At 39.1% G+C, this 22,536-nt stretch carries 20 protein-coding genes; all 20 read left to right on the top strand.

Annotated elements, in window-relative coordinates:
* The first annotated feature begins 58 nt into the window (after positions 1–58).
* The 20 genes from RYM16_RS04845 (at position 59) to rpsO (ending at position 22,476) form a co-directional block, all read left to right on the top strand.
* Positions 59–892 carry an Mrp/NBP35 family ATP-binding protein gene (locus tag RYM16_RS04845; RefSeq protein WP_009350926.1) on the top strand — a complete coding sequence of 278 codons (834 nt, stop codon included), beginning with the start codon at positions 59–61 and terminating at the stop codon, positions 890–892.
* A 138-nt stretch (positions 893–1,030) separates the two neighbouring features.
* Positions 1,031–2,431: an anion permease gene (locus RYM16_RS04840; RefSeq protein ID WP_009372098.1), complete on the top strand. Its 1,401-nt coding sequence runs from the start codon at positions 1,031–1,033 to the stop codon at positions 2,429–2,431.
* A 254-nt stretch (positions 2,432–2,685) separates the two neighbouring features.
* The gene (locus tag RYM16_RS04835; protein WP_314982658.1) at positions 2,686–4,035 is read left to right on the top strand and encodes a M18 family aminopeptidase; all 1,350 of its coding nucleotides are present in this window, start codon (positions 2,686–2,688) and stop codon (positions 4,033–4,035) included.
* Positions 4,036–4,317: 282 nt separating this feature from the next.
* Entirely contained in the window at positions 4,318–7,764 is a 3,447-nt protein-coding gene (locus tag RYM16_RS04830) for a pyruvate carboxylase (RefSeq protein WP_314982656.1), read from the top strand.
* Between the two features lie 389 nt (positions 7,765–8,153).
* Positions 8,154–8,630 (top strand): transcriptional regulator NrdR, encoded by a 477-nt coding sequence (nrdR, locus tag RYM16_RS04825; RefSeq protein ID WP_009372078.1) that lies wholly within the window; start codon positions 8,154–8,156, stop codon positions 8,628–8,630.
* A gap of 26 nt (positions 8,631–8,656) precedes the next feature.
* The gene (locus RYM16_RS04820) at positions 8,657–9,583 is read left to right on the top strand and encodes a membrane dipeptidase (protein WP_314982654.1); all 927 of its coding nucleotides are present in this window, start codon (positions 8,657–8,659) and stop codon (positions 9,581–9,583) included.
* Positions 9,583–10,152 (top strand): D-sedoheptulose 7-phosphate isomerase, encoded by a 570-nt coding sequence (gene gmhA / locus RYM16_RS04815; RefSeq protein ID WP_054747248.1) that lies wholly within the window; start codon positions 9,583–9,585, stop codon positions 10,150–10,152. Before RYM16_RS04820 ends, gmhA begins: the two co-directional genes overlap by 1 nt.
* Positions 10,153–10,245: 93 nt before the next feature.
* Positions 10,246–11,724: a D-glycero-beta-D-manno-heptose-7-phosphate kinase gene (rfaE1, locus tag RYM16_RS04810; protein WP_314982652.1), complete on the top strand. Its 1,479-nt coding sequence runs from the start codon at positions 10,246–10,248 to the stop codon at positions 11,722–11,724.
* Entirely contained in the window at positions 11,721–12,686 is a 966-nt protein-coding gene (gene rfaD, locus RYM16_RS04805; protein ID WP_288187182.1) for an ADP-glyceromanno-heptose 6-epimerase, read from the top strand. The genes rfaE1 and rfaD overlap by 4 nt, the downstream gene beginning before the upstream one ends.
* A complete protein-coding gene (locus RYM16_RS04800; protein WP_273297908.1) occupies positions 12,686–13,180 on the top strand; it encodes an HAD family hydrolase in 495 nt (164 codons plus the stop codon). Before rfaD ends, RYM16_RS04800 begins: the two co-directional genes overlap by 1 nt.
* A 111-nt stretch (positions 13,181–13,291) precedes the next feature.
* Positions 13,292–14,311, top strand: a complete 1,020-nt coding sequence (locus RYM16_RS04795) for a glycosyltransferase family 9 protein (RefSeq protein WP_314982650.1) — start codon at positions 13,292–13,294, stop codon at positions 14,309–14,311.
* Positions 14,311–15,351 carry a glycosyltransferase family 9 protein gene (locus tag RYM16_RS04790; RefSeq protein WP_314982648.1) on the top strand — a complete coding sequence of 347 codons (1,041 nt, stop codon included), beginning with the start codon at positions 14,311–14,313 and terminating at the stop codon, positions 15,349–15,351. The genes RYM16_RS04795 and RYM16_RS04790 overlap by 1 nt, the downstream gene beginning before the upstream one ends.
* A 6-nt stretch (positions 15,352–15,357) precedes the next feature.
* Complete coding sequence (locus RYM16_RS04785; protein WP_314982646.1) at positions 15,358–16,341, top strand: 3'-5' exonuclease; 984 nt, start codon at positions 15,358–15,360, stop codon at positions 16,339–16,341.
* Between the two features lie 69 nt (positions 16,342–16,410).
* On the top strand, positions 16,411–17,802 hold the full coding sequence (locus RYM16_RS04780; protein WP_314982645.1) for an aminopeptidase: 1,392 nt from the start codon (positions 16,411–16,413) through the stop codon (positions 17,800–17,802).
* A 50-nt stretch (positions 17,803–17,852) separates the two neighbouring features.
* A complete protein-coding gene (locus RYM16_RS04775; protein ID WP_314982644.1) occupies positions 17,853–18,230 on the top strand; it encodes a hypothetical protein in 378 nt (125 codons plus the stop codon).
* Positions 18,231–18,363: 133 nt separating this feature from the next.
* Positions 18,364–19,341, top strand: a complete 978-nt coding sequence (locus tag RYM16_RS04770; protein ID WP_054747238.1) for an ABC transporter substrate-binding protein — start codon at positions 18,364–18,366, stop codon at positions 19,339–19,341.
* Positions 19,342–19,365: 24 nt separating this feature from the next.
* Positions 19,366–20,346 (top strand): ABC transporter substrate-binding protein, encoded by a 981-nt coding sequence (locus RYM16_RS04765; protein ID WP_314982642.1) that lies wholly within the window; start codon positions 19,366–19,368, stop codon positions 20,344–20,346.
* 11 nt (positions 20,347–20,357) lie between these two features.
* Positions 20,358–21,230, top strand: a complete 873-nt coding sequence (locus RYM16_RS04760; protein WP_314982640.1) for an ABC transporter permease — start codon at positions 20,358–20,360, stop codon at positions 21,228–21,230.
* Between the two features lie 10 nt (positions 21,231–21,240).
* Complete coding sequence (locus RYM16_RS04755; protein ID WP_054747234.1) at positions 21,241–22,038, top strand: ABC transporter ATP-binding protein; 798 nt, start codon at positions 21,241–21,243, stop codon at positions 22,036–22,038.
* 171 nt (positions 22,039–22,209) lie between these two features.
* Positions 22,210–22,476, top strand: coding sequence for a 30S ribosomal protein S15 (gene rpsO / locus RYM16_RS04750; RefSeq protein WP_009372127.1), 267 nt, complete (start codon positions 22,210–22,212; stop codon positions 22,474–22,476).
* Positions 22,477–22,536: the final 60 nt, after the last annotated feature.

The raw sequence follows: 22,536 nt of genomic DNA, 5'->3' as shown, positions 1-22,536 counted from the left end.
AACAAAAGGTTTTACATATAGATGTGAGGTAGTTCCTCCAAGAAAGTAGGTGTATACTATGGGTTGCGGTAGCAGCAGTGATTGTGGCGGATGCCCATCTCAATCTTCTGGTTGCGGTGGCGGCGCTCCTCAACAACCTCAAGATCTTACAGCTCAATTACACGAGCTTAGTTCTGTTAAACATGTAATCGGCGTAGTATCTGGTAAAGGTGGCGTAGGTAAATCCTCCGTTACGAGCTTGATGGCCATTACAATGGCGCGTAAAGGTTACAAAGTAGGTATCCTCGATGCGGATATTACAGGTCCTTCCATTCCTAAGATGTTCGGCATCAAGGAAAAAGCATATGCTGACGAAATTGGCATGTATCCTGTAAAATCTAAAGGCGGTATTGACGTTATGTCTGTTAACCTCCTTTTGGAAAACGATACAGACCCTGTTTTATGGCGTGGTCCTATTCTAGGCAATGTTGTAAAACAATTCTATACAGATGTAATTTGGAAAGACATCGATTATTTATTCGTTGATATGCCACCAGGAACAGGCGACGTAGCGATTACAGTTTACCAATCCTTGAAATTGGATGGTATTATCATCGTTACATCTCCTCAAGACTTGGTATCCATGATTGTTGAAAAAGCAGTAAAAATGGCTGATTTAATGCAAGTGCCTATTATTGGTGTAGTGGAAAACTACTCTTATTTCCATTGCCCAGATAACGGTAAGGATTACCAAATCTTTGGTGAAAGCCACATTGAAGAAATCCTTCAAAAATACGGTCTATTATTGTTGAACCGTTTACCAATTGATCCAACTATTGCAAACCTTTGCGACCAAGGTGATATTGAGTCTATCGAAAAAACAAACTTAGAGAACGTATCTCTACCAGAATAGGATTTATATGATAATGAAAGCTGTGCATACCTAGTGATGCACAGCTTTTTCTCACATATTTTTATTTTGTAATATATTATATTTATCATAAGAAGATATAAATATATTTTGGTTTTTTCCTATGTAGGAGGTATGTGTATGAAAAAACTATTAAACTGGATTATTCCAGCGGCCTTCGGGTTAGGTCTTTGGTTTATTCCGACTCCAGAGGGGTTAACTCCTCAATCTTGGCATTTATTCGCTATCTTTGTTGCTACTATCGTAGGCTTTATTACTCAGCCATTACCGATTGGTGGCGTATCCATCGTTGTTATTACTGTGGCTGCTTTGACAGGTACGTTGAAAATCGGCGAAGCTATCTCTGGTTTTGCTAACTCTGCCATCTGGTTAATCGTAGGCGCTTTCTTATTCTCTCGTGGCTTTATTAAAACTGGTTTGGGGAAACGTATTGCGTATAACTTGATTTCTGCATTTGGTAGCAGTTCATTACGTTTAGCATACGCATTGGCTTTATCTGATTTGATTTTGGCTCCAGCAACACCATCTAACACAGCTCGTGTGGGTGGCGTTATCATGCCAATTACTACAAGTTTGGCAAAAGCTTTCGGTTCTGAGCCTCAAGATGGTCCTCGTAAAATTGGTTCCTTCTTGATGCAATCTATTTACCAAGTAAATACGATTACATCTGCTATGTTCCAAACATCCATGGCTGGTAATACCTTGGTTGCTGCTTTAGCACTTCAATCTTTTGGTATTGGCATTACTTGGGGTGATTGGGCTATGGCTGCCATCGTGCCTGGTATCATTGCATTGCTTATTATGCCGTACTTCATTTACAAAGTATATCCACCTGAAATCACAGATGCTCGCGAAGCACAACAAATGATTCGTGAAGAGTTAAAAGGTCTTGGTAAAATGTCCTTCCAAGAATGGGTTATGCTTGGCGTATTTATCTTAGCTTTAGTATTGTGGGCTACATCTCAATTCACTAAACTTGATGCAACAACTGTTGCATTCTTGGGCATTTCTATTTTGCTTGCTACAGGCGTTCTTATTTGGGACGATGTTAAAAGTGAAAAAGGTGCTTGGGATACATTAGTTTGGATGGGTACATTGATGGGCTTTGCCGGTTTCCTTTCCAAATTGGGCTTCATTAAATGGGCCACAGTTCAAGTGGGTGGCGTTATCCCTGAAGGTTCTTGGGTGATTGCCTTTGTTATAGCCGTTCTTGTAAATACGTATGCGCACTATGTATTCGCATCCTTAACAGCACATATTTCTGCAATGTTCGTAGCATTCTCTGCAATCGCTATTTCTGCAGGTGCACCACCAATGTTGACATTGTTGATGATCGCATTCACATCTAACTTGTGTATGTCCTTAACTCACTATGCAGCAGGTCCATCCCCAGTAATCTTTAACACTGGTTATGTTCCTCAAAATACATGGTGGAAACTTGGTTTCTTCGCATCTGTAATCAACTTAATCATCTTCATGGGCCTTGGTTCCGTATGGATGAAATTGATTGGCATGTGGTAAGAAGTAATCCTGATAATTTTATATGGTCGTAGTATATATAATTGTAAATTTTAATGATTTAGAGTTGTATGTATTTACAATGTATGTTGAAAGCCGCTCCAAAAGGGGCGGCTTTTTTATGATAAAATATTAGTAATTAATATATTATTAATGTATATATCGTAAAATTATAAAAGTAAATAACCTATAAATTTGAACGAATTTAAAACTATTCATGATATTGTACAAATTGTATTTGTGCGTAGGAGGGAATTATGAAGTTTGATAATGAACAGTTACTAAAATATATTGGTGCTTGTACTTCACCGTACCATACGGTAGATACAAGTTTACAAATGTTGTTAGATTCTGGTTTTACTGAACTGAGTTTAGACGATGAGTGGCAACTAGATTCGGGTTCTTATGTAGTAAATGTTTTTGGCACTACATTGTTTGCTTTTCATATAGGCAAGAAACCTGAAGCTACATTGCGTATTGCTTCGGCTCATACTGATTTCCCTGCTATTCGTGTTAAACCTAATCCTGTTACAACTGTGAAAGGCTATACCAAGTTAAATGTGGAAATGTATGGTGGTCTCATTGAAAACACATGGTTAGACCGTCCATTAGGTGCTGCAGGTACTGTCGTATTAAAAGGTGATAATGCCTTTGATGTTGATTCTGTACTAGTTGATACAAAACGGCCGATTGCTATCGTTCCCAATTTGGCAATTCACATGAATCGCTCTGTCAATGATGGGGTTAAACTAAACCGTCAAAAAGAAATGCTTCCCATTATGATGATGGCGTCCCAACAAGATGATAATGGTGAAAGAGGTTTTGTTGATAAAAGAAATCCAAGTTTATTCCCTGACACCAAGGCTCAATATGATGAGTGGAGTACTTTTTTAGCTGATGAAGTAGATTGTGATCCTTCTGAAATATTATCTTATGAAATGACCTTATATCCTGCAGAGCAAGGCTGTGTACTTGGCATAGAAAGTGATTTCATTAGTGCTCCTCGGTTAGATAATTTAACATCTTGCTTTGGTGTATTATCTGGTATTATTCAAGCTCGTAAACATAATGCTAATGGTGTACGTTGTGCTATTCTCTTTGATAATGAAGAAGTAGGTAGTCGTACAAAACAAGGTGGGGCAGGAATGCTTTTACCTAACCTTATTAAACGTTTGTATGACGCATTAGGATATTCTAATCAAGAGATGGACAGTTTTATCTCTAAAGGATTTATGATTTCCTCTGATGTAGCTCATGGATTACATCCTAATTATCCGGAGAAAAACGATATCACTAATATTCCTATCCTTAATAAAGGCCTTGCCCTTAAAATTTCGTGTAGTCAATCATATGCAGGGGATGCGAGAGCAATTGCTATAGTTAAGGGGCTTTGTGAAGAAGCAGGTGCAGCGTATCAAATTTATGTAAATCGTTCAGATGTTCCTGGTGGTTCAACGGTAGGTTCTATTTCTTCCGCTATGTTGCCAATGCGTACCATCGATGTGGGCTTACCATTATTAGCAATGCATTCTGCCCGTGAGTTAATGGGTGCTAATGATCAAGAGCAACTAAATCGATTGATGAATCATTTTTTAGGTGGTAAATAATATAGAAAATAGAATTAATTCGATGTGCATCGATAAAAGACATATGATTTTTTGTAATGAACAACAAAAATAGTATTTTATACTTTCATAATTGATATAATCCTTTAAATATACTGAAAATATTGTATAATAGTTATATGTTATTATGAATATAAAACTCATCATAAATTTTGATGAGTTATCCAAACATATTATTTTATCTATAAGTATAGGAAATATTCATATATCAATAAAATTGAAAGCTGATAGTTCACAATTGTGGAAGCTAGTAGGAGGCAATACATGAGAAAAATTAAATCCGTATTGGTTGCCAACCGTGGTGAGATTGCGATCCGCGTGTTCCGTGCATGTAATGAAATGGGTATTAAAACTGTAGCCATTTATTCTAAAGAGGATACATTATCCTTGCATCGTAACCAAGCTGACGAAGCCTACCTCGTTGGGGAAGGTAAAAAACCTGTTGACGCATATCTCGACATTGAAGATATCATCCGTATTGCAAAAGAACATGACATCGATGCTATCCATCCTGGCTATGGTTTCTTATCTGAAAATGAAGGCTTTGCTCGTCGATGCGAAGAAGAAGGTATTATCTTTATCGGTCCAAAAATCAAACACTTAAATATGTTTGGTGATAAAGTTAATGCTCGTGAGCAAGCGAAATTAGCACAAATTCCAATGATTCCTGGTTCTGATGGGGCGTTAAAAGATTATGCTCAATTAGAAGAATTCGCTAATACACATGGCTTCCCATTGATGATTAAAGCCGTTAATGGCGGCGGTGGCCGTGGTATGCGTGAAGTCCATCGCAAAGAAGACCTTCGTGATGCATATGATCGCGCTAAATCTGAAGCGAAGGCAGCATTTGGTGACGATGATGTATATGTAGAAAAACTCATCGTAGAACCTAAACATATTGAAGTTCAAATCTTAGGTGACGAACATGGCAATGTAGTTCATTTACATGAACGTGACTGCTCTGTTCAACGTCGTCATCAAAAAGTAGTTGAAATGGCACCAGCATTTGCGTTGTCTTTAGAAACACGTAAAGCTGTATGTGATGCTGCCGTTAAAATCATGAAAAACGTTGAATACGTTAATGCTGGTACAGTAGAATTCTTGGTAACAGCTGACGGTAACTTCTACTTCATCGAAGTTAACCCTCGTATTCAAGTAGAACATACTGTAACAGAAATGATTACAGATATTGATATTGTTCACGCTCAAATTAGAATTGCTGAAGGTTATAATTTACATAGCCCAGAGGTAGGTATTCCAGAGCAAGATCAAGTTCCTTGTAAAGGTACTGCTATTCAATGTCGTATCACTACAGAAGATCCTAAGAATAACTTCATGCCTGATACAGGTAAAATCTTGGCTTACCGTAGTTCCGGTGGTTTTGGCATCCGTCTTGACTCCGGTAATGCTTTCACAGGTGCTGTAGTAACACCGTATTACGATTCCTTGCTTGTAAAAGCAACTGCCTTCGGTCCTAACAACGAAGAAACAATTCGTAAAATGCTTCGTTGCTTAAAAGAGTTCCGTATTCGTGGCGTAAAAACAAATATTCACTTCTTAATCAACGTATTGGAACATCCTGAATTCCAAAGCGGTTCTTACAATGTAAACTTCATTGAAGAACATCCTGAATTATTCGAATTGAAACCAGATCGTGACCGTGGTACTAAATTGTTGCGCTACATTGCTGATGTAACAATTAATGGTTACTCTGGTGCAGGCCCTCAAGTAGTTCCTGACTTCGATCCAATTCAAATGCCATCTACTTTAGATGTAAGTCCAGCGGCTGGTACTAAACAAAAGTTTGATGAACTTGGTCCAGATAAATTCAGTAAATGGTTATCTGAACAAAAACAAGTATTCTTCACAGATACTACATGGCGTGATGCTCACCAATCCTTGTTTGCTACACGTCTTCGTACAATCGATATGGCTCGCGTAGCTGGTCACGCAGCAAAAGGTGTACCTAACTTGTTCTCCTTAGAATGTTGGGGCGGTGCTACCTTTGACGTTTCTTACCGTTTCTTACATGAAGATCCATGGGAACGCTTGCGCATGTTCCGTCGCGAAGTGCCTAACACATTGCTTCAAATGCTCCTTCGCGGTGCCAATGCAGTAGGTTATACTTCTTATCCTGATAATGTTGTTCGTCAATTCATTCAACGCGCAGCAGTTAATGGTGTTGATGTATTCCGCGTATTTGATAGCTTGAACAGCCTTGATAATATGCATGTTGCAATCGATGAAGTGCGTGCACAAAATAAATTAGCTGAAGTTGCATTGTGCTACACAGGTGATATTCTTGATGGTTCTCGTACAAAATACAACTTGGACTACTATGTAAGCATGGCGAAAGAGCTTGAAAAAGCAGGTGCTAATATCATCGCTATTAAAGACATGGCTGGTCTGTTGAAACCTCAAGCAGCTTATAATCTTGTATCTGCCTTAAAAGATGCGGTTACTGTACCAATTCATTTACATACTCATGAAGGTTCTGGTAACTCCATTTATACATATGGTCGTGCAGTAGATGCTGGCGTAGATGTTATCGACTTAGCATACTCTGCATTTGCTAATGGTACATCTCAACCTAGCATGAACTCCATGTACTATGCATTGAGTGGACATGACCGTCAACCTGAAATGAACATTGATTACATGGAAGAAATGTCTCACTACTTCGGTAGTATTCGTCCATACTACAAAGGTGTAGATAAAGCAGAAGCATATCCTAACACCGAAGTATATCAACACGAAATGCCAGGTGGTCAATATTCCAACTTGCAACAACAAGCTAAGATGGTAGGCCTTGGCGATCGTTGGGCTGATATCAAGAAAATGTACCACCAAGTAAATATGATGTTTGGTGATATCATCAAAGTAACGCCATCCTCCAAAGTTGTAGGCGATATGACATTGTACATGGTACAAAATAACTTGACTGAAAAAGATATTTACGAAAAGGGCGATGTATTAGACTTCCCTCAATCCGTAGTTGAATTCTTTGAAGGTCGTCTTGGCACTCCGTACCAAGGATTCCCTGAAGAGTTACAAAAAATTATCTTAAAAGGTGCAAAACCAATCACAGTTCGTCCAGGTGCAGTATTGCCTCCAACAGACTTTGAACATATTCGTCATGAATTGAGTGAAATGGGTGCCCAAACAACTGATGAAGATATTAGTGCATACTGCTTGTACCCTAAGGTTTACCAAGATTACAACAAATTTGTAAAAGACTTTGGTGATGTATCTGTACTTGATACTCCAACATTCTTCTTTGGTATGAAACGGGGCGAAGAAATTCAAGTAACTATTGAAAAAGGTAAAACACTTATCATCAAAATGAATGGTTTCTCTGAACCTGATGAAGATGGTAACCGTATCGTATTGTTCGAGTTCAATGGTCAACCTCGTAGTATTAAGGTTCATGATAAACATGCTAAGACTACTGGTGTTGTTCGTCGTAAAGCTGATGAATCTAACCCTGGTGAAATCGGTGCTACATTGTCTGGCTCTGTTGTTAAGATTCTCGTTAAGAATGGTCAATCCGTAGCTAAAGGTGAGCCATTGATCGTTACAGAAGCGATGAAGATGGAAACAACAATTACAGCTCCAATGGATGGTATCGTAGAAGAAATTCTTGTACGTGAAGGTAGCCGCATCGAATCTGGCGACTGCTTGCTTCGCATTGAAGATGCTATTAAACGTTAATTTAATACGATTTAGCACGTAAGTGCATACTAAAGAACCCCTTATAACACTTTTGATTATATTCTTCTTAAAAAGATTGTAATTCATAGGTTTATAAGGGGTTCTTTTTGTACTTTTCCTACTAAATATGGTACTATGCATAAACAAAGAACGACTTAGTAATAATCCAAAAAACCAGCCACTATGGCTTGGGGGGATTAAACTAAGTCGTTCATTTATTAATAGCATACCAAATGAAAAAGATTTAGACAAGTCTGTACTATTAAGTAGCATTATATGGTTCTTTTTGTACTTTTCCTACTAAATATGGTACTATATAAGGTATAAGAAAATAGGCGTATTGTGCCTTTTTCATGATTACTGACTGATTAGAAAAGGAGTAGTAACAGATGAGATGTCCTTATTGCCAGCACACAGACACGAAGGTGACAGACTCTAGAACGACTGATGAAGGTAATAGTATTCGCCGTCGCCGAGAATGTATCAATTGTGGCCGTCGCTTTACTACCTATGAAATTATAGAAGAAGTACCACTTATGGTAATGAAGAAAAACGGACGCCGCGAATTATTTGATCGTGGTAAATTATTAAATGGTCTATTGCGCTCTTGTGATAAACGCACAGTGCCTATGTCCGTTATGGAACAAGTAGTTAATGATGTAGAGCGCGATATTCGTAACGAAATCAATCAAGAGGTTACAACCGACCGCATAGGGGAACTTGTATTGCAACAATTGAAAGATATTGATCAAGTTGCGTACGTTCGATTCGCCAGCGTATATCGTAAGTTCGATAATATCGATAGCTTCATGGAAGAGCTTAAAGCGCTTAAAAAATTAGATGCAAAAAAACCAAAACGTAGTTAGTTGATGTTACTACATAGTGAGGCTTTATGATAGATTTACATTGCGATACGATAATGCAATTACTCGATCATCCCGATAGTGGTGATTTATATCGTAATACTTGGAAAATCGATATTGAGAAATTACAAAAGGCTCACAGTAAGGTACAAGATTTTGCACTCTTTATCAATCTTGGTAAGACGAATGATCCTTATGGTCGTTATGAAGAGATGCGAAACTTATGTATCACACAAATTCATCTCTATGGAGAGCACATACAGCATGTGCTCTCTTATCAAGATGTAGAGTCTGTGTACGAGTCTGGTAAGATTGGTGCCCTTATGTCCATCGAGGAAGGTGGCGTACTAGGCGGCGACTTAGATAAACTTAAACAAGCTTATCAAGATGGGGTTAGACTGATAACGCTTACTTGGAACTATCCAAATGGTTTGGGAGAACCTCACTGTGGTGAGCAACATAAAAAATTAACACCTAAAGGTATTGAGTTTGTAGAAGCTATGCAAGATTTAGGGATAATCGTAGACTGCTCTCATCTTAACGATGCTGGTACAGAGCAATTAGGCGATATCTTAGATGCACCCTTTGTAGCATCTCATTCTAATGCGCGCGAAGTTACTGCTCATACTAGAAACTTGCCTGATAACTTAATTAAACTCATTGCTAATAAAGGTGGTGTCATTGGGCTTAATTTTGCTCAATCCTTCTTGGGGACATCGCCCATTAGTCGCATCGATGATATTGTAAAGCACGGCTTATACCTTATCAATAAAGGCGGAGAGGATGTAGTTGCATTAGGAACTGACTTTGATGGTATTAAGCCAAATACAGAAATTAAAGATGCTTCTGAAATGTATCGTCTCTACGATGCATTTAAAGAGGCTGGTTTATCTGTGGAGCAATGTGAAAAATTGTTCTGGAAGAACGCAGATAGACTGTTAAAGGAGATTTTATAATGACTGATTTAAATCCAATCATTGCGGATCGTTTCACCGAACATCTTGAAGTGTTTGGTAAGACGATGGAGCATATGGATACCATTCAAGAGATTGCCTATCGCTGTAAGGCGGCTCTCGATAATGGTAATAAAATTTTATTCTGTGGCAACGGTGGTTCTGCAGCGGATTCTCAACATTTAGCAGCAGAATTAATTGGTCGCTTTAAAAAGGAACGTCGTTCTTTTGCCGCGGTGGCTTTAACTACAGACACATCTGCATTGACAGCGATTGCTAATGATTATGATTTTGATGCTGTCTTTGCTCGCCAAGTAGAGGGGTTAGGCCGTACAGGTGATGTACTCATCGGTATTTCTACTTCTGGTAATTCTAAGAATGTTGTGAAAGCAGCTGAAATGGCTCGTTCTATTGGTATGCATACTATTGCTTTCACCGGTGAAGGCGGCGGTAAATTAGCCGAATTATGTGATATTACATTAGCAATTCCTAGTAATGTAACAGCTCGCATTCAAGAAATGCATATTTTGGCTGGGCACATTATGTGCGAACTTATTGAAGAGGATTATTAACCTTTAGGTTATACGTGATACATATATGTGGTGCCGATTTAATTCTCATTTTAATCAAGCACACATATCATTGGGGTAAGGAATAGGTGGACTATGATAAATACTACCATTAATCAGTTTTTAACAAAGCAACTGCCAAACTTGAAGATTGCCGTTGTTGGCGATGTGATGGTAGATCGTTATGTTTTTGGTGATGTAAGTCGTATTTCTCCAGAAGCACCGGTTCCTGTTAACCGAGTGTCAAAAATGAAAGAGGTTCTTGGTGGAGCTGGAAACGTTGCATCTAACTTGTCTAATTTAGATTGTAAGGTATACCTCGGTGCACTTGCTGGTAATGATGACCATGGTCGCCTATTGCAACATTTACTTGATGCCGACAAAATCGATACAACTGGTTTAATTACAAGTGATGACCGTTCTACCATTACAAAGATGCGCATCTTGGGTGATCGTCAGCAAATGATGCGCCTTGATTTTGAAACGATTACAGATTTAACAAGCGGAGAAGAGGAACAACTAGCTTCTTGGCTTGAGAATCTATGTAAGTCTGGTATCGACGGTATTGTCGTATCTGACTATGGTAAAGGTGTTTGTACGCCTACATTATTGAAGAAAATCTTTAGCTTAGCTAAGGAATATGGTGTGCAAACTATCGTTGATCCAAAAGGATCCGATTGGTCGAAATATAATGGTGCGACCTGTATAACACCAAATGTAAAAGAGCTTGGTGAATGTGTGGGCCGTAAATTAGAAAATGATGATGCTACAATAGTTGAGGCCGCTAAGTCCGTTTTGGGTAATGTAGATTTGGACTATATTGTGGCTACACGGTCTGCTAAGGGGATTACAGTTATTGCAAAGGATGGTCGCACATGGCATAATCCAGCTACTCAACAAGAGGTCTTCGATGTGAGTGGTGCAGGGGATACCGTTGTATCTATGATGATGACTTGTCTTGCTAGTGGCTTATCTATGCGCTTAGCCTTGCATATCGCCAATGGTGCTGCTGGCATCGTAGTGTCTAAGGTTGGGACCTATCCAATTCACCGCTCTGAACTATTAGACTTATGGCACTCTTTCAAACATAGCATTCAGTCTAAGCCTCTATATACGAAGGAAGAGATGAAAGAGCTTGTTACACAGTGGCAAAGCAAGGGCGAAACTGTAGTATTCACTAATGGTTGTTTTGACATTCTTCATCGTGGACATATTACGTACTTACAAGAGGCAGCGCAACTTGGAGACCATCTCATCATTGGTTTGAATTCAGATGCATCTGTTAAACGCCTTAAAGGTGAAACTCGTCCTATCGTTAGTGAAGAGGATCGAGCCGCTTTATTGAGTGCCTTGCAGTGTATTGATGGGGTTGTATTATTTGAAGAAGATACTCCCGCTGAGATATTAGCGTACTTACGTCCTAATACGCTTGTTAAGGGCGGCGATTATAAGATTGAAGATATTATCGGACGCGAGTCCGTTGACAATGTAGAGGTGCTTTCATTTAAAGAAGGTTATTCTACATCTGATATTGTAGGGAAAATAGCCACTATGGCTAAGGAGGGCAATTTATGATTATCGTAACAGGTGGCGCTGGTTTTATCGGCAGTAATATTGTGAAAGCACTAAATGACCGTGGTCGTACAGATATTCTTATCGTTGATGATCTTACTGATGGTCGCAAAATTCGCAATATTCAAAATCTAGAATTCTTAGATTACATCGATTGTGATGATTTTGATTGTGCTATCGCTGACGGTACATTCGATGTGGGCCCTATTGAAGTCGTATTCCACGAAGGCGCTTGTGCAGACACAATGGAATATAACGGCAAATATATGATGAAGAACAACTATGAAGGTTCTAAAAATCTATTCCACTATTGCCAAGACCGTCGTATTCCATTTATCTATGCATCCTCTGCATCTACCTATGGTAATGGTACAAATGGTTTTGTAGAAAAACCAGAAGCTGAAGAGGCGCTTAACCCATATGCGTACTCTAAGTTGTTATTCGACCGTTATGTGCGTAAGTATGAAGGTGAATATACTGCCCAAGTAGTAGGTTTACGCTACTTTAACGTGTACGGTCCTAATGAAGCGCATAAAGATAAAATGGCTTCTTTGGTACGTCAAATGTTCTACAAAAATAAAGAAACGGGCGTTATCAATCTCTTTGAAGGTACAGATGGCTACGAAGACGGTGGTCAAACTCGTGACTTTATTTATGTAAAAGACGTAGTTAATGTAAACTTCTACTTCTGGGAGCATCCAGAAATTTCTGGTACTTTTAACTGCGGTACTGGTAATGCTCATAGCTTTAATCAATTCATGCAAGCTGTTATCGACTATAATGGCAAAGGCAAAATTGAATACATTCCGTTCCCAGAGGTGTTAAAAGGCAAATATCAAAGCTTTACAGAGGCTGATACGACTAAATTATTGGCTGCTGGCTATGATAAAGGATTCCACAAAATGGAAGATGCCGTTAAAGAATATTGTGAGCTATTAGATAATAACGAAGGATATTTACGTTAATGCGCAAGGTGTTATTTTTAGATCGCGATGGCGTTATTAATAAAGATGTTAGTTATTTATATAAAATTAGCGATTTAGAGTGGGTAGACGGTGCAAAAGAGGCCTTAGCTTATGCCTACAGTAAAGGGTATGACCTCATTGTGGTGACGAATCAAAGCGGAGTGGCCCGTGGTTATTACAAAGAGTCTGATGTACAGATTCTTCATGACCATATGGCTCATGAACTAGACCGCAGTGGGGCACCTATTTTGCACTTCTATTACTGCCCTCATCATAAAGAAGGGGCCATACCTCTTTATGCTGTAGACTGTGAATGTAGAAAGCCAAAGCCTGGTATGATTAAGCAAGCTATTAAGGATTATGATGTAGACCCTAAAAGTAGTTTTCTTATTGGCGATAGTCAGCGCGATGTTGATGCAGCAGAAGCGGCTGGTGTAAAAGGCTATCTATTTACAGGTACTAATCTTTTAGATTTTATGAAAACTATCATTTAATCTATTATTTAATCTACTAATCTGGTATTGCGTTTGTATTCGCTTTATTTTTAAATCTAATGTAAAGCTATTATAAGGTTCTTTACTGTTGTGTTGTATTTGGGAGGCTATATGAAAGACTACAAGAATATACTCATCATAAAGATGAGCTCATTAGGGGATGTAATTCATGCGTTGCCTACCTTGTATGCTGTGCGTAAGAATTGGCCTGATGCTCGTATTACATGGGCAATTCATGAACAATTCGCTAGCCTCTTACCAGGTACACCTTGGGTTGATGATGTGATTATTATTGACAAGAAACAACTTAAAAAGCCTGCTTACTTATATCAATTGCGTAAGGATTTACATAGTCGTCATTTTGATATGACCTTAGACCTTCAATGTATTGCTAAGAGCGCCATTGTATCATTATTATCTGGTGCACCTGAAAAATATGGCTACTGGGAGCTTCGTGAAGGCAGTAATTTAGTCAATAAAGCACTTGTTGGTGAACATAAATACGATCATGTTATCGAACGATACCTCGATACCGTACGTGCCCTTGGAGGCGATGTAGAAGGCGTAGAGTTTCCTATGCCTGCTTATGTTGAGGCGGAGAAGTCCGTTAAGCATAAGTTACAATCTTATGGTGTAGAAGATGAATATGTAGTAGTTGTACCAGGTGCTCGTTGGATTGTTAAGGAGTGGCCGCTCCTTAATTTTGGGGAACTTTGTATTCGGTTATGTGAATCGGGTAAAAAGGTCGTTATTGCCGGTGCTCCTGATGATGCAGAAAAGGGGGCTTTCATAGCAAACTATGTAAAGCATAAGAACCTCATTAATTTAGTGGGTTCTACATCAATGCCTGAACTCATTGAATTGATTCGTCATTGTCAAATATTTATTAGTGCCGATACGGGACCATTACATATTGCAAATGCCTTGAAGCGGCCTTTGATTGCATTATTTGGAACGACATCTCCAAAACGAACTGGTCCCTATGGTGGTAGTCATGTACATCTTATTATTTCCCCGACTTCGAAGGCTACACCTGAGCAACCTCTGGTAGATGATCCAGATTGTATGGCTCAAATCCCTGTAGATGCAGTATGGTCTGTGTATGAACAAGTACTTGGAAAGGAACTATAATGGAACTAGATTATAAGCGCATTGTGGTCACCTTTCTCATGCACTTAGGTGATGTTATTTTAACGACTCCATTCCTAGAGGTGCTACGTAAAGCTGCTCCACATAGCCATATTACGTATGTAATAGATAAAAAACTGCAACAAGTGATACAATATAATCCAAATATTGATGAACTTATCGTTGTAGATAAAAAAGGGCGTCATAATAGTATTTCTGGGCTCAATGAGGTTGCTCGTGAGATTAATGCAAAGGGTAAACCTGATATCGTTATTAATTTGCATCCCAATGAACGTACTTCCTATTTAGCCTGGAAGATTCATGCGCCCATTACGACTGGTATGAGTCATTTTTTGTTTAGACCGTTTATGACAAAGTATACCCGTTTAGACCGTAAAACTCGCCACGCTGCAGATATGTACATCAATGTACTAGAACAATTAGGTGTGACCGATACTTCTAACTCTGGTTTACATATTGAAACTTCTGAAGCCTGGCGCCGTGAGGCTCAAGATTTCTATGCTAGTCATGGATTAACCGATAGTGATACGCTCATCGGTTTTAATATTGGTAGTGCTGTTCCTGAGAAGCGCTGGCCTGCTGAACGATTTGCCCATGTAGCTGATCATTTCGGTCGTTTAGGGTATAAGACGGTATTCTTTGGTGGCCCTATGGATCTTGAAATGGTGCAACCTGTAGTAGAACAAATGGAAACAAAACCGATTGTGGCTACTGGAAAATTCCAGTTAGGACCATTGGCGGCGGCTATGAGCCGCTGTAATTTATTGATTACAAATGACTCTGGTCCTATGCATGTAGGAGTCAGCCAAAAGGTGCCAATTGTGGCACTCTATGGGCCATCAAACCCATTCTTTTATGGTCCGTACCAAGCTCATGCTATCGTTCTTGAAACGATGGACTCCTATGAGGTTGGTAAAAGCATGAAAAAGATTATTAAAGAAGGAAATTACAAAGGGTTATCTGTAATTTCTGAAGAACAGGTTATTAAAGCGGCGGAAACGTTGCTTTCAGAATCGAAATAAAAGCCTATGAATTATATAGTATTTGATTTGGAGTGGAATCAACCGTATAGCAATGACATTAGCTTTATGAAGCGTACTAAAATGCCGTTGACTGGTGAAATCATTCAAATCGGAGCGGTAAAACTGAATGACGAGATGGATATCGTAGATCATTTTACGATGTTCATTAAACCTCAATACTTGCCACGGATGCATAAGCATGTACGAGAGCTGACGGGGATAACCTCTAGAGAACTCGACCATGGTGTGCCCTTTAAGACGGCTATGCAGCACTTTCAAAATTGGTGCGGTAATGAATATATGTTACTGTCTTGGGGCTCTGATGATATTCTTATATTAAGAGAAAATCTTATGCTCCATAAGATGAAAGCCTTATCTTATGATCAATGGGTAGATGCACAAATGATTTATGCCTATCAGCGATATGGTACAAATCAGCAGTATTCTGTGGCACATGCCATGGAGGATCTCAATATATCGACGGAGCATTTGTCTGCTCATAACGCTTTGCATGATGCTGTATTTACGGCTCGTATATGTCAGAAGCTAGATATTCCACAAGGAATTTTACATTATGACCAAATTCGCAAGGAAAGTAGCAATCCTTTCCTATATCCACCGATTTTGACATTTTTTATGTATGAAAACTTCCCTGAGAAGAAGCGTATCGTTCACGATAGACGTGTACGTTTATCTTTCTGCCCGTATTGTCAAACTCGTTTAGAAATGACTAGGCCAGAACGATTACAAGGGGACAAGCATCTCGCCATTGGCTTTTGCCCAAAACATGGCGATTTTGCAGTGCAACTTAAAGTTGGAAAATATACGATTAAGTCCGGTAGTACTAAATTCTACGTTACAAAAGTATTAACGCATTGTACGGACGAAATTCGTTCTCTATATACTCAGAAGTCTGAAATTAATCGAGAGAAAGAGCGAAAGTATTTGGAATTTCGCCAGGCGGAACTTGAAAAGGACCGCCAAAAATAATTTTTTAATTACTGTTCACATCTAAAGTTTCATAAGTGTTAGATTGTGAGCTTTTAGAAAGGATAGAATATGGAACGCAAATATGCATGGCATAATTACGACGATGCCACTATGGAAAAGGTATATGCTCTAAGTGATACGTATCGTCAATTTTTAGATAATGGTAAAACAGAACGGGAATGCGTAGTGCAGGCCGTAGAATTTGCAGAGGCAAAGGGCTATGTAAATCTAAAAGATATCATTAAAAATAATACGCCAATTAAGGCGGGGGATAAGATTTATTACACCTATATGGATAAATCTATTGCTCTCTTCAATATCGGTACAGATGATATCGAATTAGGTATGAACATTTTAGGTGCTCATATTGACTCTCCTCGTATTGACGTAAAACAAAACCCTCAATACGAAGATAGCAACCTTTTATTCTGGGATACTCACTACTACGGCGGTATTAAAAAATATCATTGGGTAGCTATGCCACTTGCCATTCATGGTGTTGTGGTAAAAACAGATGGAACACGCATCAATATTAATATTGGCGATAAAGAAACTGATCCTGTATTCTGTATTACAGACTTGTTGCCTCATTTAGGCCAAGAGCAAATGCAAAAGAATGCAGCTAAAGTAATTGAAGGGGAAGCTCTTGATTTACTCATTGGTAGCCGTCCGGTAAAAGATGAGGAAAAAGAAGGGGTTTCTAATTTTATTAATAACCTTCTTGAAAAAGAGTATGGCTTTGTTGAACGTGACTTGTTATCCGCAGAGCTTGAAATTGTACCGGCAGGTAAGGCGCGTGATATGGGCTTTGACCGCTCTATGGTAATGGCATATGGCCAAGATGACCGCGTATGTGCCTATACATCCTTAGTGGCTATGCTTGAAGTAGATAATGTAAAACGTACTACTTGTTGCTTACTCGTCGATAAAGAGGAAATTGGCTCTGTAGGTGCTACGGGCATGCAATCTCGTTTCTTTGAAAATGCAGTAGCTGAAATTCTAACACTCATGGGTAAACCAAATTCTGTTAGCGTTCGTCGTACATTGGAAAAATCTCGTATGTTATCTTCCGATGTTAGCGCTGGCTACGATCCACTCTATGCATCTGCGTATGAAAAGAAAAATGCTTCTTACCTTGGTATGGGCGTAGTATTTAATAAATTTACAGGCTCTCGTGGTAAAGCTGGCTCTAATGATGCCAATGCTGAGTACATGGGCTTTATCCGTCGTGTTATGGAATCCAATAATGTAACGTATCAAACGGCAGAGCTTGGTAAGGTAGACCTCGGTGGTGGTGGTACAATTGCGTACATCATGGCACTTTACGGCATGAATGTTATCGACTGTGGTGTAGCAGTTCTTAGCATGCATGCTCCGTGGGAGGTTACTTCTAAAGCCGATATTTACGAGGCCAAACAATGCTACGTATCATTCTTAAACGCAGCTGATGAAACAATCTAGTGTAATAGGGCTTTCACCATTGGTGAAAGTCCATTCTATGTGAGGTATATATGAATCAAACGGAATTAGGTACAGCTATTGAGGCTGCGAAGGGAGAGGCAACCGAGGTTAAGACTGTAAAGGTCGACATCTTTAATATTCCTGAAACAAAAGCTGAAGAATATATTGCAAATCGTGAAGAGGTAGCTGAGGCGGCTGCTGCAGTTATGAAACCATACTGCGTTACAGTAAAGCGAGAAACCTTAGATGAAGACGAAGGGGAAGCTGTAGTAGGTTATTATGTAACGGGTGAAATTTTGATGTGCGTTATTCTAGACCCATTTGAAGTACCTGTTATGAAGGTAGCGCTCGATAAAGGTACTCTTAAAGACTATATTCTTGCAGCAAATGATTTGACAGAAGATATGCTAGCATCTTTAGAAAAATAGTTGGATTTCTTGTCTTTATTGTGTTTTACATATAATAAAAATGTAAAATACTTTATTCTGCTACATTGATGTAGTGGATAAATTTGTTTATAATAGAAGTATTATAGTCATTGCAGATAGGAAGGAAATCCCCATGAACTTGAAAAAAGGTATTGCCCTAGCACTCACGGCGGCAGCTTTATTAGCTTTTACAGGCTGTGGCTCAAATGGAACAACATCGAATGGTGAATACAAAGTTGGCGTAGTACAACTCGTTGAACATCCTGCACTAGATGCGGCAAATAAAGGTTTTGTTGATGCTCTTAAAGAAAAGGGATTAGCTGAAAAAATTGCTTTTGACCAACAAAACGCACAAGCTGATCAGTCTAACTTGAATAGTATTGCTCAGCGATTCGTATCTGATCGTAAAAACTTGATTTTGGCAATTGCCACTCCAGCAGCGCAATCTATGGCGAATGCAACTCATGATATTCCAATCTTGGGTACTGCGATTACAGATTACGAAGCAGCTAAACTTGTTAAATCTAATCAAAAGCCTGGTGGTAATGTGTCTGGTACATCCGACATGAACCCAGTAGAGCAACAAGTTGACTTAATTTTACAAGTAATACCGAATGCAAAAACGATCGGTACTATTTATAGCTCTAGCGAAGTAAACTCTCAAATTCAAGTAGAGAAAATGAAAGCTTACGCAGCTACAAAAGGCATTAAAGTTGAAGAAGTTACAGTTTCCAACGTAAACGATATTCAACAAGCGGCTCAAAACCTCGTGTCTCAACATGTAGATGCCGTATATGTACCGACAGATAATGTTGTAGCTTCCGCAATGAGTAATCTTGTAGCTATTACCGACCCAGCAAAAATTCCTGTATTTGGCGGTGAAGACAACCACGTAAAAGGTGGTGCACTCATGTCCTTGTCTGTAGATTACTACAAACTGGGCTACCAAACAGGTTTGATGGCAGCAAAAATCTTAACTGGCGAAGCTAAAGTTGAAGATATGCCTATCGAAATGCAAAAAGAATTTAAATTAGTTGTGGGTAAAGAAAAATTAGAAAAATTGGGCATCACCTTACCAGAGGATTTGATGAACAAAGCGACTATGATTTAACACATAACTGGTAAGGAGTTACATATGAATTGGAAAAAAAGTATTGCAGTGGCACTTAGTGCCGTCACTATTATGGCAATGGTAGCTGGTTGTGGTTCTAATACTGCAACTAATGACCAAAAGAAAATTGGCGTTATTCAATTAGTAGAACATCCATCCCTTGATGCTGCTAATAAGGGTTTTGTTGATGGTCTTGCTTCTAAAGGCTTCAAAGATGGTCAAAATATTAAGTTGGATCAACAAAATGCTCAAGCTGACCAATCTAACTTGAACAGTATTGCCCAACGCTTCGTATCTGATAAAAAAGATTTAGTATTAGCGATTGCAACGCCAGCAGCGCAAACGATGGCAAATGCATCTCATGATATGCCGATCATGGGTACAGCTATTACAGATTACGTAACAGCTAAACTCGTTCAATCTAATGAACACCCAGGTGGTAACGTATCTGGTACGTCTGATATGACACCTATTGAAAAAGAGGTTGATCTCATTATCGCATTAGTACCAAATGTAAAACGCATTGGTGCTATTTATACATCCTCTGAAATCAACTCCCAATTACAAGTTGAAAAAATGAAAGCTTATGCAGCTACTAAAGGTATCACTGTTGTAGAAGCAACTGTTTCCAACGTAAATGATATCCAACAAGCAGCTACTAATCTTGTAAACCAAGATGTACAAGCAATCTATACACCAACAGATAATGTATTGGCATCTGCTATGGCTAACTTAGCACAAATCACAGATGCTGCAAAAATTCCAGTATTTGCTGCTGATGAAGGTATGACAATGACTGGTGGTGTAGCAACATATTCTGTTGACTATTATCAATTAGGTTACCAAACTGGCGTAATGGCTGCTAAAGTGCTTGTTGGTGAAGCAAAAATTGCAGATTTAGCTATTGAAACGCAAAAAGATATTAAGTTAACTGTTAACGAAGAACGTGCTAAAAAATTAGGTATTACAATTCCTGACGCACTTCGTAAAGATATGAAACAATAGAGGAGATTTTGATGTTAGATTTAATGGTAGGCACCATAACCACAGGCCTTTTATGGTCCTTGTTAGCGGTCGGTGTATTCATTACATTCCGTGTACTAGATGTGGCTGACTTAACTGTGGAAGGTACGTTCCCAATGGGGGCGGCTATTTCCGCTGTTTTAATTACAAGTGGCATGAATCCAATCCTTTCCATTTTACTTGCCGGTGTGGGCGGTATGATGGCAGGTGCTGTAACAGGCTGGATTCACACAAAACTAAAAATTCCTGCATTATTGGCTGGTATTTTGACAATGATTGCTTTGTACTCTGTGAACCTTCACATTATGGGCAAAGCTAACGTATCCTTGCTTCGTATGGATACAATTTATTCTATCCTCGGCGGTGTATTCCACACTGCTAATATGTGGTCTGCTGCTATCGTAGGTGTATTGGTTGCTGTTGCTGTATGCTTGTTCTTGTTCTGGTTCTTCGGCACTGAAATTGGTACAGCTTTACGTGCAACAGGTGTTAACCCTCAAATGATTCGCGCTCAAGGCGTAAATACTGATAACATGATTGTTCTAGGTCTTTTGATTTCTAATGGTTTTGTTGGTATGTCTGGCGCTCTTATTGGTCAATTCCAAGGCTTTGCCGACGTAGGTATGGGTATCGGTACCATCGTTATCGGCTTGGCGTCTGTAATCATCGGTGAAGTAGTATTCGGTACGAAATCCTTCGTACGTAGTCTTATCGCCGTAGTACTTGGTTCTATCGTATATCGTATCGTTATCGCTGCTGTACTCTACATGGGTATGCCGCCAAACGATTTGAAATTATTCACTGCAATTCTCGTTGCCATCGCGCTTTCCTTGCCTACATTGAAAGCAAAATGGTTGGCTCGCTAAGGAGGACACTATGTTAGAAGTAAAAAATATGGTAAAAACCTTCTTTAAGGGCACAATCAATGAAAAAACTGCACTTCAAGGTATTGATCTTCGTTTAGAAGAAGGAGATTTCTGTACTGTTATCGGTGGTAATGGTGCTGGTAAAAGTACGTTACTAAACTCCATCGCTGGTGTATTCCCAGTAGATGAAGGTTCCATTACAATCAATGATATTGATGTCACAAAAATGCCAGAATACAAACGTGCTAAATACATTGGCCGTGTATTCCAAGATCCTATGGTAGGTACTGCAGGCAACATGCAAATCGAGGAAAACTTAATCCTTGCTATGCGCCGTGGTAAAAGCTTAGGTCTTAAATGGGCTTTCAAAGATAGCGAACAAGCATTCTTCAAAGAACGTCTTGCACTATTAGGTTTAGGTCTTGAAGATCGTTTATCTGCTCGTATGGGTCTATTATCTGGTGGTCAACGCCAATCCATCACATTATTGATGGCTACTATGCTTCGTCCTGAACTTTTATTGTTGGACGAACATACGGCGGCTCTTGATCCTAAGACTGCAGAAAATGTTTTGCAATTAACAGATAAACTTGTAGCAGAGCATAACTTAACAACTCTTATGATTACTCACAATATGCGCGATGCATTGCGCTTTGGTAATCGCCTCATCATGATGGACTCCGGTCGCATCATCTATGATGTAAAAGGGGAAGAAAAGAAAAAATTAACAGTTGCTGACTTACTTCAAAAGTTCGAAGTAGCTGGGGAAAATGCATTGAGCGACCGCATGGTACTTGGTGCGAAATAATAGAAGAGGGCATAAGCCCTCTTTTGTTTATTTATTGTAATTTTCCTTTACAAGATAAGGTAGATACTGTATACTAAATAAGGTCGTAAGACATATCGTAAGCGAAGTATTCGAATCTCCAACGGTTACTTAAGCTTATCGGGATTATTTATTTTTTAGGAGGTAACATTAATGTTAACTACAGAAGCTAAATTAGCAGTAATTAAAGAATACGCTACTCATGAAGGTGACACTGGTTCTCCAGAAGTACAAGTTGCGATTTTGACAAGCCGCATCGTTTACTTAACTGAGCATTTGAAAGAGCACAAAAAAGACCATCATTCCCGTCGTGGTTTGTTGAAATTGGTTGGTCAACGCCGTAACATGCTTGACTACCTTCGTCGTAAAGATATCGAACGTTACCGTTCCCTTATCGAACGTCTTGGTCTTCGTAAATAATAAAATGGCTCTCTGTCAAATGTTGGGGTATTCACCCTACGAGTCTTCTTTGGCACCAAT

Source organism: uncultured Veillonella sp. (assembly GCF_963524655.1).
Taxonomy (GTDB): domain Bacteria; phylum Bacillota; class Negativicutes; order Veillonellales; family Veillonellaceae; genus Veillonella.
The sequence above is the reverse complement of the archived record's forward strand: the minus strand, read 5'-3'. Positions and strand labels throughout refer to the sequence as shown.